The organism is Paraburkholderia sp. J41 (genome assembly GCF_905220235.1).
GTDB lineage: Bacteria > Pseudomonadota > Gammaproteobacteria > Burkholderiales > Burkholderiaceae > Paraburkholderia.
On the sequence record NZ_CAJMZE010000001.1, the window covers coordinates 19,159 to 36,739 of the forward strand.

At 67.7% G+C, this 17,581-nt stretch carries 14 protein-coding genes; 8 read left to right on the forward strand and 6 right to left on the reverse strand.

The features are described from left to right. Window positions 1–103: 103 nt before the first annotated feature. Window positions 104–535 carry a VOC family protein gene (locus U5805_RS00090; RefSeq protein ID WP_322101388.1) on the reverse strand — a complete coding sequence of 144 codons (432 nt, stop codon included), beginning with the start codon at window positions 533–535 and terminating at the stop codon, window positions 104–106. Between the two features lie 375 nt (window positions 536–910). Here U5805_RS00090 and U5805_RS00095 point away from each other — a divergent pair, with 375 nt between their 5' ends. Beyond that, window positions 911–1,840, forward strand: coding sequence for a LysR family transcriptional regulator (locus tag U5805_RS00095; RefSeq protein ID WP_322101389.1), 930 nt, complete (start codon window positions 911–913; stop codon window positions 1,838–1,840). Window positions 1,841–1,919: 79 nt separating this feature from the next. Here U5805_RS00095 and acpA read toward each other — a convergent pair whose 3' ends face one another. The 4 genes from acpA to U5805_RS00115 all read right to left on the reverse strand — a co-directional run bounded on the left by acpA (window position 1,920) and on the right by U5805_RS00115 (window position 8,661). Next, the gene (acpA, locus tag U5805_RS00100; protein WP_415914513.1) at window positions 1,920–3,725 is read right to left on the reverse strand and encodes an acid phosphatase; all 1,806 of its coding nucleotides are present in this window, start codon (window positions 3,723–3,725) and stop codon (window positions 1,920–1,922) included. A gap of 111 nt (window positions 3,726–3,836) precedes the next feature. After that, window positions 3,837–5,300 carry an MFS transporter gene (locus U5805_RS00105; protein ID WP_322101390.1) on the reverse strand — a complete coding sequence of 488 codons (1,464 nt, stop codon included), beginning with the start codon at window positions 5,298–5,300 and terminating at the stop codon, window positions 3,837–3,839. Window positions 5,301–5,440: 140 nt separating this feature from the next. Next, window positions 5,441–7,435 carry an aconitase family protein gene (locus tag U5805_RS00110; RefSeq protein WP_322101391.1) on the reverse strand — a complete coding sequence of 665 codons (1,995 nt, stop codon included), beginning with the start codon at window positions 7,433–7,435 and terminating at the stop codon, window positions 5,441–5,443. Window positions 7,436–7,773: 338 nt separating this feature from the next. Further along, window positions 7,774–8,661: a LysR family transcriptional regulator gene (locus tag U5805_RS00115; RefSeq protein ID WP_322101392.1), complete on the reverse strand. Its 888-nt coding sequence runs from the start codon at window positions 8,659–8,661 to the stop codon at window positions 7,774–7,776. 95 nt (window positions 8,662–8,756) lie between these two features. Between U5805_RS00115 and U5805_RS00120 the strand changes: the two genes are divergently transcribed. The 4 genes from U5805_RS00120 (at window position 8,757) to U5805_RS00135 (ending at window position 13,131) form a co-directional block, all read left to right on the forward strand. After that, complete coding sequence (locus tag U5805_RS00120; protein WP_322101393.1) at window positions 8,757–9,989, forward strand: FAD-dependent oxidoreductase; 1,233 nt, start codon at window positions 8,757–8,759, stop codon at window positions 9,987–9,989. A 418-nt stretch (window positions 9,990–10,407) separates the two neighbouring features. Then, window positions 10,408–11,622 (forward strand): sugar transporter, encoded by a 1,215-nt coding sequence (locus U5805_RS00125; RefSeq protein ID WP_322101394.1) that lies wholly within the window; start codon window positions 10,408–10,410, stop codon window positions 11,620–11,622. A 422-nt stretch (window positions 11,623–12,044) separates the two neighbouring features. Beyond that, the gene (locus tag U5805_RS00130; protein ID WP_322101395.1) at window positions 12,045–12,239 is read left to right on the forward strand and encodes a hypothetical protein; all 195 of its coding nucleotides are present in this window, start codon (window positions 12,045–12,047) and stop codon (window positions 12,237–12,239) included. A 220-nt stretch (window positions 12,240–12,459) separates the two neighbouring features. Beyond that, on the forward strand, window positions 12,460–13,131 hold the full coding sequence (locus U5805_RS00135) for a cation transporter (protein WP_322101396.1): 672 nt from the start codon (window positions 12,460–12,462) through the stop codon (window positions 13,129–13,131). A 250-nt stretch (window positions 13,132–13,381) separates the two neighbouring features. On the opposite strand, the gene U5805_RS00140 is transcribed toward U5805_RS00135, so the two are convergent. Beyond that, window positions 13,382–14,218, reverse strand: coding sequence for an ATP-binding cassette domain-containing protein (locus tag U5805_RS00140; protein ID WP_322101397.1), 837 nt, complete (start codon window positions 14,216–14,218; stop codon window positions 13,382–13,384). 280 nt (window positions 14,219–14,498) lie between these two features. On the opposite strand from U5805_RS00140, the gene U5805_RS00145 reads away from it, so the two are divergent. The 3 genes from U5805_RS00145 (at window position 14,499) to U5805_RS00155 (ending at window position 17,474) form a co-directional block, all read left to right on the forward strand. Continuing rightward, entirely contained in the window at window positions 14,499–15,110 is a 612-nt protein-coding gene (locus tag U5805_RS00145) for a nitroreductase (RefSeq protein WP_322101398.1), read from the forward strand. Between the two features lie 183 nt (window positions 15,111–15,293). Beyond that, entirely contained in the window at window positions 15,294–15,965 is a 672-nt protein-coding gene (locus tag U5805_RS00150; RefSeq protein WP_322101399.1) for a hypothetical protein, read from the forward strand. A 252-nt stretch (window positions 15,966–16,217) separates the two neighbouring features. Further along, window positions 16,218–17,474 carry an MFS transporter gene (locus U5805_RS00155; RefSeq protein WP_322101400.1) on the forward strand — a complete coding sequence of 419 codons (1,257 nt, stop codon included), beginning with the start codon at window positions 16,218–16,220 and terminating at the stop codon, window positions 17,472–17,474. Window positions 17,475–17,581 lie beyond the last annotated feature (107 nt).

Consider the following 17,581-nt stretch of genomic DNA (forward strand, 5'->3'; position numbering starts at 1 on the left):
CCAAGCCATCCACGGGCACGCCTTCTACGAGGCGCATCCCTCCATCGCCGGCGTTGCCAGCCTCGCGCTGTGACGCGAGCCGCCGCGCAACCACATCATCGGCTTATTCCAGCACTTCTCCATGCACGCCCGCCGCAAGCGTGTCCTTTTCCCAGCGCTTCATCGGCACGACTTCGGCAACGGGTCCGTTCGGCGAGCGGAATTTCACCGGCAAGTGTCCGGGCGCGGTAAGAATCTCGCCGCCGTTCGCCTTGATGTCGGCGATGAACGCGTCGAGGTCTTCCACCTCCATGCCGATGTGATGAATACACGGCGCCGGGCCCGCGAAATCGGCTTCATCCGAATTCGACGACTCGTAGTGGATCAGGGTCAGGTCCATATAGCCGTCGGTAAGGTGATGCGAGATGTGATCGCCGTTCTTGCCTTTGCGGCGCACCGTGTTGACGTGCCGGTAACCGAACACGTTCTCGTAGAACGCACGCTCCTTCTCCACGTCCTCGACCTTGAACGCAATGTGCTTGATGAAATTCGGCATGGCTATCTCCTGGGGTGGCGGCGTGCGGGATGACGTCCGCGATGAAGGCAGTCTAGAACCCCGCTCCGGCAACGTCAATCGAATCATTCGAATGATTCGATTCATTAGGGAACATCCCAGGAGGTTCGACGGCAAGCGCAAAAACGGAGATTTCGACAAGAAAGCCGCGCCACACGCGACATACGCGATATACGCGACACAAAAGCGCCCGATAACAAAAACCGGCAACGCCGATTTAAGGCAAGCTGTCCCAACGACACTGGCAAACTTCCCGAAGCGGCTAAAAACGCCACCCAACGCCGCCATCGCGCGAACTCCCTGCTCCGCCGCCTTATACTGCCCTTCCCCATGCACAAGCACAGCGGACGGCGGCACATGACGGATTTCAACAAGGTCGATCTCAACCTGCTTCGCGTGTTCCAGGCCGTGCTCGAGGAGCGCAGCCTCACGCAGGCGGGCAAGCGGCTCGGTCTTTCCCAGCCGGCCACGAGCTATGCGCTGGGCCGTCTGCGCGCCTTGTTCGACGATCCGCTGTTCGTGCGCACGCCCGACGGCATGCTGCCCACCTCGGTCGCCCAGCGGCTCAAGGACCCCGTCGGCCGCGCCATCGCGGCGGCGCGCGAGGCGCTGCGCCACGGCGAGCCGTTCAACCCCGCCACCAGCACGCGGGAATTTCGCGTGTCGATGTCCGATGTCGGCGAACAGGTGTTTCTGCCGGCCATTTGCGAACAGCTTCAGCAATTGGCGCCCGGCGTGCGAATTTCCGCCGAAGCGGTGTTATTGACCGATATCGAGGAACACATGCGGCTCGGCCAACTCGACTTCGCCATCGGCAATCTTCCTTCGCTCAAGGCGTCCACCGAATATGCGCTGCTGTTTCACGAGGAATATGCGTGCATGACGCGCAAACGGGCCGGGCTGCCCGCGCGCCACCTGTCGGCGGCTCAGTTTCTGGAGATGTCGCATGTGGCCGTGGCCTCGCTCGACCGCAGCCACGTGCTGATCGAGGAGTCGTTGCGGCTCGCGCGGCTGCACCGGCGCATCGCGCTGCGCGTCTCGCATTTCAACGTGTGCCCGGAAATCCTGCGCCGCACCGACTGGATGGTGACGCTGCCGCGCGGCGTGGCCGACTTCTACAACGCCGAGGGCCATTTCGCGATTTACCCGCTGCCCGTGGATCTGCCGCATTTCGAATCGACGATCCACTGGCACGAGCTATACGACGGCGACGACGGCAACCGCTGGTTTCGCGAGCTGCTCGTCGGCATTCTGAACGGCGAGCGCGCGGCGATCCGAAGCGACTGAGCGCGGCCGCCTGGCCAGCCGGAGCCGGTCGATCCGCGCCGCGCCCTCCGCGACGTAAAGCGCAGGTGCGTCGCCGCGCTCAGGCGAGATTGAGCGCGTTGGTCAAATCGCCCATCGGCGCCTGGCCGCGCGCGCGCATCGCCTCGTCGCGCGAGCGCACGCCGTCGAGCGGTTCGAGGTCGTACACGCGCGTGACGAGACGCAGGATCGAGGCCGTGTCGTAAATCGTGTGATCGACGTAACCCTTCTTCGCGAACGGCGAAACCACGAGCGCCGGCACGCGCGTGCCCGGCCCCCAGCGGTCGCCTTTGGGCGGCGCCACGTGATCCCACCAGCCGCCGTTTTCGTCGACGGTAATGACGATCACCATGTTCTCCCACTGCGGGCTCGCGCGCAGCGCCTTCACCGCGTGCACGATATGGCGGTCGCCCGAGGCGACGTCGGCGTAACCCGCGTGCATGTTGAGGTTGCCCTGCGGCTTGTAAAACGTGACGGCGGGCAGGCGCCCGGCGCGCGCGTCGGCGAGAAAGCGGTTGGTGCTTTCGTCGTCGCCAAGACCGCCGTCGCGCAAATGCCGCGCGCGCGAGGCCGTGCCCGGCCCCAGGTTCGCGAAGTAGTTCAGCGGCTGATGGTGATACTGGAAGTTCGGAATGACGGGCGTGCCGGCGGTGAGATTCTTGCCGTGCATCTCCAGCGTCTGCTCGAACGCGCCCGCATACCACGCCCAGCCGATGCCGCGTTTGTCGAGCTTGTCGCCGATGTGCTCGTGCGTTTGCGGCGGCAGCGCCATCGCGTTGCCGTCGAGCGTGAAGTCCACCACGCCGTCGGCCTTGACGGGATAAATCGTGGGCGCGAACGGCGGCATCATCGTATTGACCGCGTAGCTCACCGTGCGGCCGTTGGCGAGCGTTTCGGGCGGCGTGAGCGCGCTCGGGCCGAACTTCGGAATGCCTTCCAGCGCGCTTTTGGGCGAGACGTCGAGTGGCTTGAGATTGGGATCGTCGGGGCGGCCGCTCTGCGTGGTCGCGATCTGGAACTTCGCGATGCTGTTGGCCGGGTCCGCATACACGGGCGGCGTGGCCGCGACCAGATACTGATGATTGAGGAACGAGCCGCCGAACGCGCCCTGGAAGAAGTTGTCGCAAAGCACGTATTCGCTCGCGAGGTCCCACAGGCGCAGGTCGTAGCTCGCGTTCGCGTAGTGGCCCATCGTGAAGGCGGCCGAGTCGGCCCACGCAACGAACTTGTCGTTCTTGCCGCCGTTGATCTGCATCTGGTTCTGATAGAACACGTGCCACAAGTCATGCGTGACGAGCGAAAGCGGCAGGTTTTCGCCCTGCGGCCCCTTGAGCGCGAACGGCGCGTTCGGCAGGTTCGTCTGATATTGCTGGCCGGCCTTGTAGCTCACGCCGTCGGCCACTTGATCCTTGAGCAGCCAGCCTCCGGGCACGGCGGGCAGCCTGGGCAGCACCGAGCCGTCGCGGTCGCGCTGCGTGTAGTCCTCGGGCTTCAGCGCCGAAAGCGGGCGCTCCACGCCGGGGAAGTCGCCGAACAGGTTGTTGAAGCTGCGGTTTTCCGCGTAGATCACCACGACCGTTTTCACCTTGCCGCGCAGCGAACGGTCGAATTCCGGCCCGGCGGCCGCGCCCGTCACGACGCTCTCGCGCGTCGGCGGCGCGGCGCAGCCCGCGAGGCCCGCGCCCACCGCCATGGCGGCCGCGCCGCCGATGAAGCGGCGGCGGCCCGGGCGCGCGGGCGTTTGCGGGTCGCCGGCGCGCGCCGCGCTATCGGTGGCGTTGGAAGCGGCGTTAGAGGCGGCGTTGGAGGCGGCGGGGGCGTCGTCCTCGGTGTCGTGGCGGTCGTTCGGCGCGTCGGGCGTGGTCATCGGAATTCCGTCGATCTGATGATGCGGTGGGGCCACATCTTCGCGTGATTATCATGACAATTCCGTGACGCTGCGCCAAAGCTGCGCGCCCGACCTGCCCCGCATGCGGACTCAGTGCGAAATCCGCTCCAGCGACTTGCCGAGCGTGCGCGGCCCCATCAAGCCGATCGCGACGATCACGAGCGCCATCGCCCCGGCAATGAACACGAACACGCCCGTCACGCCGAATTCCTTCAACGTGAACGCAATCGCGAACGAGCTGAACACCGCCGAAAGCCGGCTCCACGAATAGACGAAGCCCACGGCGCGCGCGCGAATGGCCGTGGGATAAAGCTCCTGCTGATACGTGTGATAGCTGAACGAGATGATGTTGCCCGCCAGCGTGAGCAGCACGCCCAGCACGACGATCGCGCCTGCCGACGTGACCTGGCTGAACACGAGGCCCGCCGCGATATTGACCGCCGACATGAACACGATCACGTGCTTGCGCTCGAAACGGTCGGCGATCCAGTAGCCGAGCAGCGGCCCGAGCGGCGCGGCCAGCCCGATCACGGTGGTGTAAAGCAGGCTCGACGTGACGGAAATGCCCTGCTTCACGAGCAGCGTGGGCACCCAGTTCGCGAAGCCGAAAAACCCGATGGTCTGGAACACGTGGAAGATCACGAGCATGATCGTGCGGCTGCGGTACGGCGGCTTCCACATTTCGGCAAAACCGGCCTTCGCCACCACGGGTTCGGCCGCGGCGGGCGCGGGCAGCGGCTGGCCCGATTCGCGCGCGACCTGCGCTTCGAGGCGGGCGAGCACGGCGTCGGCTTCGGCGAGGCGGCCCTGACCCGCGAGCCAGCGCGGGCTTTCCGGCAGATTGCGGCGGAAGTACCACACGAACAGCGCGCTCACGCCGCCCAGCAGCACGACCCAGCGCCAGCCGTCGAAGCCGTAAGGCGCGTTCGGCACGAGCCGGTAGGAAAGCCAGGCGGCCACCGGCACGGCGAAAAAGCCGATCGTCTGGCATACGGCGAACGCGCGGCCGCGCAGGTGCCGGGGCGCGAGTTCGGAGAGATACGTGCCGATGGTGACGAGTTCCACGCCGATCCCCATGCCCGAGACGAAGCGCCAGAAGTTCAGCCCGGCCGCGCTCTGCTGGAACGCCATCACCGTATTCGCGGCCACGTACCAGAGCAGCGACCACGTAAAAATCGAGCGGCGGCCGAAGCGGTCGGCGAGAAAGCCGCACGCGATGGTGCCGACAAAAAGCCCGCTGAACAGCGCGGCGATGAAGCTCGCGACACCCGAAGTGCCGAACAGGCCCGTCGTGGTCGGCGTGAGCATGCCGCTTTTCACGAGGCCCGGCGCGACGTAGCCCGTGTAGAGCAGGTCGTAAAGCTCGAAGAAAAAGCCCAGGCTCAGGAGCAGGATCAGCTTCCACACGGCGCGCGTGGCGGGCAGCCGGTCGAGGCGCGCGGCAATTACACCCGGACTCGCACCCGGACTCGCGGCCACGACGCGTTCGGGCCCGGCGGGAGTGTCCGTCGCGGCGCGCGCATGGGTCGCGCCCTCCACCTCGAATGAGGCCATGCTTGTCTCCTGAACAGCGTTGCGGTGAATCGCGGCGCGCCGCCGGCGTGTCGTCCGTCGTTACCGGCAACGTCGGCAACGACCGGCGATCGTGGGCCGCGATCCGGCGCGCGTGCGAAGCCCGCTATTTTGCTTGAAATTCAACCGTATCGCGCCTGCAATTCGGCAAACGACGCAATCGTGCCCGCCAACGCGCTCGCCACGACGGTGGGCGGACTCGCGAGCCACACCTGCCCCGGCCCCGAGCGCCCCGGGAAATTGCGGTTGATCGCGCTGATCGTGACCTGGTTCGGGTCCGTCGACGCGCCCGGCCCGCAGTTCGCGCAGGCGCCGCACGAGGGTTGCAACAGGACCGCGCCCACCTGCCCGAACGCCGCGAGATAGCCCTGGCGCTCGCAATAGTCGCGCACGTCCGCAGTGCCGAACTGAAGATAGAGCGTCACGCCCTCGGGCACGCGCAGCCCGCGCGCGGCCGCCCACGCGAGCACGTCGTGATAATGGTCGAAGTCCTCGCGCTTGCCCGCCGTACACGAACCGCCATAAGCGATGTCGATGCGCGGCCGCTCCGTGAGATCGCGCAGCGCCACGCCGTTGCCGGGGTCGCCGGGCGCGGCCAGCATCGGCACGATGCGCGCGCAGTCGATGTCGAGCGTTTCGGCGTAGATTGCGCCGGGGTCGCTGCGCATCCACGGCTCCAGCGCGAAGTCCACGCCGCGCCGCGCCTTCAGGAAGCGCACCGTCTCCTCGTCGGGCGCGACGATGCCCGTGAAGCCGCCCAGTTCGGCAACCATGTTGGTGAGCGTCGCGCGCTCGTCGGTCGAAAGACGCGCGACGGCGGCGCCCGCGAACTCGAACACCTTGCCCACGCCCAGACCCGCGCGTATGCGCGCATCGGCAAGCAGATGCAGCACGAGATCCTTGGCCGTGACGCCGCGTGCGAGCGCACCGTCGCAGCGGATCAACAGCGACTGCGGCACCGTCATGCGCACCGCGCCCGTGACGAACGCGTTCGCCATGTCGGTGGTGCCCACGCCGAACGCCACGCAGCCGAGCGCGCCGCTGTGCGGCGTATGCGAGTCCGTGCCGACCACCACCTGGCCCGGCAGCGCATAACGCTCGGCCATCATCGCGTGCGAGATGCCTTCCGAGCCTTCGGAAGCCTCATCGCCGGCGGGCGCGCCGCCGATCCCGGCGAGCGGATTCAGATAGCCGTGGTGACGAATGCCGTAGTCGCTCACGAACGCGCGGTGCGCGGCCGAAAGCTCGCGCACGTCGGGCAGCAGACCGTTGCGCACGTGCAGCGCGCTCTTGTGCGCATACGAAAGATGATCCTCGAACGCGAGCAGGGAATGCGGCTCGTGCAGCGCGAGCGGACGCCCGAACGCCGCGTGCAGCATGTGCGTGGCCATGCCCGTGTAGTACTCGTGGATAAAGCGCCAGTCCGCGCGCACGAACACGCCCGCGCCGGGCGTGAGCGCCGCGCTCGTGCCCGCCACGCTCAGCGCGTGGCGTTCCAGGATCTTCTGCGCGAGCGTGCGCGGTTTTTCGTCGATAGCAGCCCGCGCCGGCGCGATCGCGCGCATGTGGCGCGCGCCGTAACGCAGCAAGCCGCCGCTGCGCAGAATTTCCGCCGCGAGGCCATCGCGCGAGGCCACGAGTTCGTCGATGAAAATCGGCTCGCCGCGCTGGATGCGCTCGATCAGCCCGAAATTCGTCGACGTGAACAGCCCGAGATTGTCGGCGTTCTGGCGATAGATGCGTTCGAAGCTTCGGGCGATCACGAGCCGGACGCCCGCGCTCAATTCGGCGAGCGGACTATGCTCGCGCGACGAACCCTTGCCGTAGCGGTGGCCCGCGACCGTCACGCAAAAGCCGCCGTCGCGCACCGCGTCCACGCCGATCGGGTTGCGGCCGTCCACGCGCAGACCCACGTAGGGCACGCGTCCCAGCCGTTCGTCGAACCGCGTGAGCACGCTCATCGGCGTGATTTCGTCGGTGGAGACGTCGTCGCGCAACGCCTCGGGCGCGACGTTCGCGAGCGCGCCGCCCGCGAGCTGGCGGTCGATCCGCGCCGCGTCGTTGCACAGAAACAGCACGCGGCCGTTCAGATCGAGGGTTGCTTGCGGGGTTGCCATGCGTCGTCTCCTTGTGCGCAATCTAGACGCCGCGCGCGCGCAAGGCGAAGTGCTCGATGGGCAACGGGGGCATCGCCGATCGAGATGTCCGGGCTAACCCTGGCGCGGCTTGCCGCGATCCCCGGCGAAGTTGCGGCGACATTGCAGCGACATTGCGGCTGAGTTTCGGCGACGTTGCGGCTAAGTTTCGACGACGTTGCGGCTAAGTTGCGGCGACGTTGCGGCTAAGTTTCGGCGACATTGCAGCGAAGTTTCGACGAAGTTGCGACGACATTGCGACAACGTTGCGGCGCGCCGATTTCCGGCGGCAGATCGGCTAGCGCCCGGCGATGTTGCGGTTACGGCTGGATCAACGCGTCGATGAGCGCCTGCACCGCCTTGAGCCGCGACGACTTGCGCAGCGCATGCACGCGCAGCGCGCGCGCTTCGGCCCACGCTTCCTTGAGCGGGCGGCGCACGAAACCGCGCGAGCCCGCGAACGCCGAAGCCGCGCTGATCGGCACGATGCCGATGCCGAGGCCCGCTTCGACCATGCGGCATTGCGCGTCGAAACTGTTGACGGTCACGGCGAGCTTGAGCGGCAACCGCGCGGCGTCGGCGCGCTCCTTGAGCGTCTGGTCGAGCGAGCCGCCCGCCTGCAACGCCACGAGCGGAAAGCGCAGCACCTCGGCGAAGGTGGGCGCGGCGTGCGCGACCAGTTCGTGATCGGGCGGCAGCACCACCATCAGCGGGTCGTTGGCGAACGGCCACGATTCGAGACCGGCGGGCGCGGCCGCGCTGGCCGACACGCCCACGTCGGCGCGATCGTCCACGCAGGCGCGCAGCACTTCGTCGCTGATCTGCTCGGTGAGCGCGATCTGCACGAGCGGATACGCGGCCTGGAACGCACGCAGGCGCTCCGGCAGAAAGCCCACGATCGCGGAGGCGTTCGCATAGAGGCGCACGACGCCCGCGATCTCGCCGCTTTGCGACTGCACTTCGCGTGCGAAGGTCTGAAGCTGATCGTGCAGCGCCTGCGCGCGCGCGAAGGCGTGGCGGCCCGCGTCCGTGAGTTCGACGCCGCCGTGCGAGCGAATCAGCAGCGGCATGCCGACGGCCGCTTCGAGGTCGGCGAGACGGCGGCTGATCGCCGAAGGCGCGATGTGATTGCGGCTCGCGGCGCGCGCGATCGACCCTTCCTGCACGACGGCGATGAAGAGTTCGAGGCTGTAGGGGTCGAGGCGCATGCGGCGAGCTTGAGGAGGCGCCCGCGCGGCACGCGTTCGGGCGTGCCGTATCATAGCGCACACTTCCAGGCGCCTTGAGCGAGGACAAATCCGCGATGAAATTCGATTCGGTGGTGCTCGGCGGCGGCATCGTCGGCGTTTCGGTGGCGCTGCATTTGCAGCAGCGCGGCCTCCACGTCGCGCTCGTGGACCGCCGCGCGCCCGGCAACGAAACCTCGCTCGGCAACGCGGGGCTGATCCAGCGCGAAGGCGTGTTTCCCTACGCGTTTCCACGCGACGCGGCAACGCTCGCGCGCTACGCGAGCAACCGCAGCGCCGACGTGCGCTATCACCCCGCCGCGCTGCCTGCGCTCGCGCCGTTCCTCTATCGCTACTGGCATCATTCGCGCGCCGACCGCCATGCGCGCATCGCGCGCGCGTATTCGACGCTCATCGAGCATTGCGTGACGGAGCATCGCGCGCTGGTCGAAATGGCGGGCGCGCAGGCGTTGCTGCGCACGGGCGGCTGGATCAAGGCGTTTCGCACCGAAGCCGCGCTGCAACGCGCGCTTGCCGAAGCGCGGCGCGCGCAAGTCGAATACGGCGTGCCTTACGAAGCACTCGACCGCGCGGCGCTGCAAGCGGCCGAGCCCGCGTTGCGCGCCGCGTTCGCGGGCGCGCTGCGCTTTACTTCGGCCGATTCGGTGAGCGATCCGGGCGGGCTCGTCGCCGCTTATGCGAAGCTGTTCGAGGCGCGCGGCGGCCAGGTGCTGACGGGCGATGCGAACACGCTTGAACCGGCCTGGCGCGTGACGACGCAAAACGGCCCCGTCGAGGCCAGCCACGCCGTGATCGCCATGGGGCCGTGGTCCGGCGAGATCGCGCGCGGGTTCGGCTACGATCTGCCGCTCGCGGTCAAGCGCGGCTATCACATGCACTACGCGGCCCGCGACGGCGCGCGCCTCAACCAGCCGCTGCTCGACGCCGAAGGCGGTTTTCTCATCACGCCGATGGTGCGCGGCATCCGCCTCACGACCGGCGTCGAACTCGGCCTGCGCGACGCGCCGAAAACGCCGCGCCAACTGGAAGCCGCCGAACCGCGCGCGCGCGAAATCTTCCCGCTGGGCGAACGCGTGGACGCCGAGCCGTGGCTCGGCTGCCGCCCCTGCACGCCGGACATGATGCCAGTCATCGGGCCAGCGCCCCGGCACGACGGCCTTTGGTTCGCGTTCGGCCACGCGCATCATGGGCTCACGCTCGGGCCGGTCACGGGCCGCCTGATCGCGGAGATGGTGACGGGCGCGCGCCCCGTGGCCGACCCGCATCCGTTTCGCGCCGACCGCTTCTAAGCCGCGGCGCCGCGCACGAGCCGCCTCGCCGCCGGCGCTTGCCTTGCTTGCCGCAACGACGTGCCGATGCGCCGGCGCCTGTTCGCGCCCACGCACGGCTGCCGCCCGTCGACGGTCGAATGCCCGCATGGGCTCGCGCCGTGGCGCGACGCGGGCGCGGCCGGTTCCGTTGGGTGAAGCGTGCGTGAAGCGCGAGCGTGAAGCGAGCGTGAAGCGTGCGCGAAGCACGTGTGAAGCATGTGTGAAGCGTGCGCTATTGCCTGCGTGCGCCCGGCCAACGTCCCGGCCGCGCGAGTTCGACGACCGGAGACTTGCGCGCCGCGCGGCGGTGACGCCAAAGCGCCCGCTCACCATGACTTGGCCGAAGAATCGAGTTGTATATGATGTGCGGACGCACGCGCCTCAACCCGATTCCCTCATGCCCTCTTCCGATCTTGCTGACTTCAAGCGCCCCTGGTGGGGCGTGCTTGCACTGACTTTTTCGGCGTTCATCTTCAACACGACCGAATTCGTGCCGGTCGGTTTGCTCAGCGCGATTGGCGCGAGCCTCGACATGCTGCCCACCGACGTCGGCCTCATGATGACGATTTATGCGTGGACGGTGGCCGTCGCCTCGCTGCCGCTCACGCTGCTCACGCGCAAGGTGGAGCGCCGCACGCTGCTGGTGCGCATTTTCGTGCTGTTCGTCGCGAGCCATATCGTGACGGGCGTGGCGCCCAACTTCGCGATTCTCGTGCTCGGCCGCATGGGCATTGCGTTCGCGCATGCGATTTTCTGGTCGATTTCCGTCTCGCTCGTGGTGCGGCTCGCGCCGCCCCAAGACAAGAGCCGCGCGCTCGGCATGCTGGCCATCGGCACTTCGGTGGCAATGGTGGCCGGCATTCCGCTCGGGCGCGTGATCGGCGAGGCGTTCGGCTGGCGCGAAACCTTTCTCATCATCGCCGGCGTGGCCGCGCTCGCCGCGTTCGTGGTGTGGCTCACGCTGCCCGCGTTGCCAAGCGAGCGCACGGGCTCGCTCGCGAGCCTGCCCGGCCTGCTGAAAAATCCGGTGCTGATGCTCACGTATGCCGTGACCATTCTCACCGTCACCGCGCATTTCGCGGCGTACACGTATCTGGAGCCGTTCGTGCATCTCGTGAATGGCGCGAGCAGCAACCGCATCACGTTCCTGCTCGTGCTGTTCGGCGTGGCGGGCATTCCCGCCGCCTTCTTCTTCAACCGCTATTACGCGCGCCAGCCCGACCTGTTCCTGCTGCGCGCCGTGGGCACTGTCGCGGCGTGCCTGCTCGTGCTGTTTCCCTGCGCGCTCACCATCGGCACGCTGGCCGTGCATATTCTCGTGTGGGGCGGCGCGATCATCTGCTTCGGTCTGGCGATGCAGGCGCAAGTGCTGCATCTCGCGCCCGACGCCACGGATCTCGCCGTGTCGCTGTTTTCGGGGCTTTACAACGTGGGTATCGGCGCGGGCGCGCTGCTCGGCAACCATATCGCGCACGATCTCGGCCTCTCTTGGACCGGCACCTTCGGCGGCGTGGTGGGCGGCGCGAGTCTCGGCGTGTGCTGGCTCGCGCAGTGGATCGCGCGGCGCACAGCACGGCAAGGCGCGGAGAACGACGCACGGCACAGCGCCTGACGAAGCGCATCGCCGGGCCGACAAAAAGCGCGGCGCCTTCTTCGGCATTTTTCGGCCCTCTTCGGCCTTCTTTGCGCCTTCATGCGCCGGGTGCGTTGGCCATGCGAAGCGCGCCGGCATTGCGCCTCGCCACCGCAATTATTCAGGCGTTCTGACTAGACCACGGCAGTCGTGGCGCTGCCGTTCCCGTCGATCAAGCCGAACAGGATGGCGGCGCGCTGGTTGATCGGCGGGCGGATTTCGCCGTTGCGGCGCGATGTGGCCCCGCGGCCCTGTGTGAGCAAAAGTAAAAAATCGATGCGGCATCATGGGTTTTGTTGCATCGCACCAAAACCCGGCCTACACTGAATTTGCCGCTTCGGCTCCGCAGGACGCATTCGAAAGGAGGGCAGGATATGGCCGGTTTCCTCGACGCTTTGCCTATGCCGCCCGCGCTGCACGTCTTCGAGCAGGAAGGCGGATGGCATTGGGGCATCACCGTTCCACGGCAGGCCGGGAGCGGGTTCCGGCTGGTTGCTTACAGCGAAACGACGTTTTCCGACGAGCGCGAAGCGCAAAGCGACGGCACGCGCGCGTTGCGCGAATTCGCGCATGCCGACGATGCCTTCGCTTCCTGAGCGACCGGCGGCGCGGCCAACCGCGCATCGCCGTTTTTCCCGCCACGCTTGCGCGTGATTTTGTGGCCGGCGCGCTTCGCGCCAGACGGTTAGTGACATTTGTGCCGCGTTTGCATCCGTTCGCATCCGTTGCCCGCGCAACCTTTCATCCGGCCTGTCATCGCACTGCCATTCTCAACCCCTACCCTCTCGTGACCCGAACTTCGCACATGAACACGGCATGCCTCCGGTCACGGCTCATCCCGAACAGGCGTCACTGCGCGCCGCGCGCCTCAGCGCGGCGGCCAATCTCGCGTTGATGGCAGTCCAGATCGCCACGGGCTACGTCACCGGTTCGCACGCCATCGTGGCCGACGGCATGCACACGTTCGTGGACCTCGCCATCGACGCACTGCTGTTCCTGCCGATCTGGCTCGCGCGCGGCACGGCCCGGCGTCCGGCCGCATGGCTGCCCGCCACCGCGACCACGCTGCTGCCCACGCTGGCCGGCGCGTTCATGCTCGCGCAAGCGCTGGCGGCGCCCGCCGACGACGCGGTTTCGACCGCGGCGCAAACGGGCGCGCTCGTGGTGGCGATCGTGGTGATCGCCACGAGGGAGTGCGTCGCGCGGCATCTGCACGCCACGGCCGCGCAACTCGACGACGCGCACGCGCACGCCGTGGATGCGCTCAAGGCCGGCGCGTGGCATGCGCGCCTCGACGCGCTTTCGGCCACGGCCGCCGCCGTGGGCGCGCTGGGCACGCTCGCGGGCATGCGTCATCTCGATCAACTGGCCGCGACGACCATCGGCGCGATGATGATCGGCATGGGGCTGTTCAGCGCGGGCGGCGTGCTGCGCCGCTGCGGCCGACGCGTGCGCGCGCGTTTTGCGGCGCGCGTGTATGGAACTTGAGCGGCATTTGGCCCGCATCCAGGCGCGTATGAGCCGCGCCTCCGGCATTTGCCGCGCGTAAGCGGCATCGGACGATACGGAAGCGGCCCCGCGCGGAACATGACCGCCGTTTGCTCACGCACGAGCCGCGTATCGGCGACGCACGGGCCGCCTCGTCCCTGGCCTATCTCACTGGCCTATCTCGCTGGCCTATCTCACTGGCCTATAACGGCACGCATAACCGGCAAGCGAGCGCCGCGAACCGCACTGCTTACAGCGCGTAGCTGATCGGCCGCCCGCCGGCCGGATGCGGCACGAGGCCCATCGGCACGCCGTAGATCGCGCCCAGCGTGGCCGACGTCATCATCTGCTCGGCCGTGCCGTGTTCGAGCAGCGCGCCGCCCTTGAGCGCGACGAGTTCGTCGCAAAAGCGCGCGGCCATGTTGATGTCGTGCAGCACGACGACCACGCCGATGCCTCTCTCCTCGCTCAAGCGGCGAACCAGCCCCAGCACTTCGAGCTGATGGCCGATGTCGAGCGCCGAAATCGGTTCGTCGAGCAGCATGCACTGGCTGTCCTGCGCGATCAGCATCGCGATCCACACGCGCTGGCGCTCGCCGCCCGAAAGGCTGTCCACGGGCCGGTCCGCGAAGCCTTCCACGTCGGTGAGCTGCATCGCTTCCTGCACCTTCTCGCGATCCGCGGACGTAAAGCGCCCCAGCGCGCCATGCCACGGATAACGCCCGAGCGCGACCAGTTCGCGCACCGTCATGCCGTCGGCGCTCGGCAACTGTTGCGGCAGATACGCGACCTCGCGCGCGAACGCGCGGTGATCCCACTCGCGCAGCGCGCGCCCCTCGAACGCGATCGAACCCGCGCTGGCCTGCTGCTGGCGCGCGAGCAGCTTGAGCAGCGTGGATTTGCCGGAACCGTTGTGCCCGATCAGACCGATCACGCGGCCCTTCTTCAGCGTGAGCGTGACGTCGCGCAAGAGCGTGCGTTCGCCGACGGCAAACGACGCGCCGTCGATTTCGTAGAGAGATTCGCCGATCGCGGGCGGCGGCGCTGAAACACGGGAAGTCGGGGAGGTTTGAAGGTCGAGATTCATCGGCAAACGGTCGCTGGGGCAGCCTGTGGCGTGGGAGCGGCAAACGCGCGCCAATACGAGGGCGCGCTTCGATCCGGAGAGCAATCCTGAGAAAAATGAGAATTATTTCCATTCATATACCATAAATCGGGCCGATTTGCCGGTACGCGGACGCCGTAAAGCGTTCCTTACGCCAGCTCCCCGCATTCCTCCCGTCCTGCATTTTTTACTAAATGAGAATCATTTGCAAATACGCCGATTTTTGAGCATCATGTCGACTCGACCTACTTCGGAACCTGCAATGGAAACGGTAGCGAACCCGATCGCCTCAACGCCTCGAACCGAGGCCGTGTTCGACATGCTTCTCGGCCGCCGGTCGCACTGGCCGCTGACCGAGCCGGCGCCCAGCGACGCCGAACTCGATCTCATCTTCGACACGGCCCTGCGCGCGCCCGACCACGGCCGTCTGCAACCGTGGCGCTTCGCGCTGATTCGCGGCGAGGCACGCGCGGAACTCGGCGAGGTGCTGGTCGACATCGCCGCCGCGCGCGAACCGGGCACGCCGCGCGCCGCGCACGAGCACCGCCGCCAGCGCGCGCTGGCCGCGCCCGTCATCATCGCGCTCGGCGTGTCGATCACGCGCGGCTCGATCCCGGCAAGCGAGCAATTGCTTTGCGCGGGCGCGGCCGCCATGAACATGCTCAACGCCATTCACGCGCTGGGCTACGGCGGCTTCTGGGCGACCGGCGCCGATTCGTACGACGCCACGCTCAAGGCGGCGCTCGACTTCGAAGCCGAGGACACGCTCATCGGCTTTCTCTTCGTCGGCACGCCAAAGACGCGCGAAAGCGCGCCGCCGCGCCCGCCACGCGCGAACCACGTGCGCGAGTGGTTCGGCCGCGCGTCGATCTGACGATCTGACGCGCGCGATGCAACGCGAAGCGGTGTCACGTCACGGCGCTCCATGCTTAGGGCTCCGAACCAGCGTGCGCCGTCCCGCGCCCCGAGAACACGGATGCCCAATCGACACTTCTCCCCGCCGTCGACCGAACGAAGCGGCACTCACCCCGTCTATCGCACGCCCGGCCTGCATTTCATGCCGAGACGCATCGACGAAGCCGCGTTTCAGCGCAACCGCCTGCCTGCGCGCGGCGAACTCATGCTCTGGCGGCTGCGCGCGGAATGGGACGCCACCACCCGCCCGCTCGCCACACTCGACCTGCCGCGCAAGGAGCAGCATCGCGCCATACGCGGGCTGAGCCCGGCGCTCGGCAAGCGCTATCTCGTGAGCCGCGTGTTTCTGCGCCACACGCTTTCGACCATGCTCGGCTGCGAGCCGGGCAAGATCGAGCTGCACGAAGTGACCGAAGGCGAATTGAAGCTGCTGAGCCCGGCGTGCTCGCCCGCCATCGAGATTCGCGTCGCCTATGCGGGCGTGTGGATTCTGCTGGCGATCTCGCAGCGCCGGCTCGCGATCGGCGCGACGGTGCCCGAGCCCGCGGTGCGCCAGCCCGCGCGCCATCTTTTCGACGACGCGCGCGACCGTCTCTATCGCGAAAGCGCCTCGCGGCTCGGCGGCACGCTGTCCGGTCCCGCGCACGATGCGTGGCCCGCGATCGTTTCGCAGAACGGCGCCACGCTGATCGCCGAAACGGCATCGGGCGGCCAGATTCATGTCGTCGATCTGCCGATGCCGGGACAGATTTGCGCCGCCGTGGCGACGCATGAGCCGCTCGCGACCATACACGCGTTCGGCTGGCCCGGCTAACGCGCGCGCCCGCGAAGCCTCCACACGGCAGTTCGAACACAGACTCTCCACCGAACGCACCAATTGCGCCGATTGCGCCGATTGCGCCGATTGCGCCGATTGCGCCGATTGCACCGAATGCACCAATTGCACCGAACGCGCCGAACGCGCGGGCGCGCGACTTGCTGATGCGACCGAAAACGCCGCCCACGCCGCGCAGCAAAGCGGCGGTGCGCCAACAACAGTCGAAACAGCCAGGAGCCCCGTCTGCGTGTGAAGCCGACTTTTCCTCTTCTCGCCGTCAGCTTCTTTGCGGCCGACATTCAGGCGGGCGCGGGCCCGTTTCTCGGCATCTATCTGCAAGCGCAGGGCTGGACGCCGGACACCATCGGCACCGTGCTCACGCTCGGCGCCATCGTGGGCATGCTGGTGACGGCGCCCGCCGGGGCGCTGGTCGACGCGTTGCGCCAGCGGCGCGCCGTGGTCGTGGGCGCGAGCGTGCTCACCATCATGGCCGCCTGCGTGATCTGGTTTTCGCAAGGCTTCTGGCCGATCACGCTTTCGCAGATCGCCACGGCCATTGCCGGCTCGGTGATGGGCCCGGCGCTCACGGGTCTCACGCTCGGCATGGCGGGCCAGAAAAACTTCGATCGCCAGTTCGGCCGCAATCAGGTCGCCAACCACGCGGGCAACATCGCCGCCGCCGTGCTTTCGGGCGCGGCCGGCTGGTGGCTCGGGCTGCCGTATGTGTTCGCGTTGTGCGCGCTGTTCGGCGTCGCGTGCATCGTCTCCGTAATGCTGATTCCCGCGCGCGCCGTGCATCGCCACTACGCGCGCGGTCTCGCGCAAGACGACGATCAGGACACCTCAAAGATTCACGCGGACAGCATGCGCATGCTGCTGCGCAATCGTTCGCTGCTGCTGCTCGCCATCGTGCTGGCCGCGTTCAGCCTCGGCAATTCGGCAATGCTGCCGCTCTACAGCCTCGCGGTCGCGGCCGCGCATCGCGGCGGCGCGAGCCAGATCACGGCCGCCAACATCGTGATTTCGCAGATCGTCATGCTCGTCGCCGCGATCTATGCGAGCCGGTTGATCCGCCGCTTCGGCTTCTGGTGGGTGCTGCTCGCGACCTTCGTCACATTGCCCGCGCGCGCGCTCACGGCCGCGTGGCTCGCCTCGCCGTGGGGCATCGTGCCGGTGCAGATATTCGACGGTCTGGGCTCGGGCTTGCAGGCGGTCGCCATTCCCGCGCTGGTCGTGCATCTGCTGCACGGCAGCGGCCGCGTCAACCTCGGCCAGGGCGCGGTGCTCGGCATCGAGGCGGCGGGCGGCTGCCTCAGCCCGCTGCTGGGCGGCTGGCTCGCGAACCGCTACGGTTATCCCGTGGCATTCGTCGCGCTCGGCAGTCTCGCGATCGTTTCGCTGGCGGTGTGGATCGCACAAGGCGACGTGATCCGCCGCGACTGCGACACGCGCCGCGACACGCTCGACAAGCTCACCGATCTCGACGCCACCGCGCTATTTCGCTGACGCTCGCCCGATCGGCGCGGATTTGCACGGTGCTCGCCCGCGCCCTTCCGTTTTTCGGAAAGATGCTTGCCGCGTTCGAGGGATTCCGCGAGCGCGCGTCGCGCGCG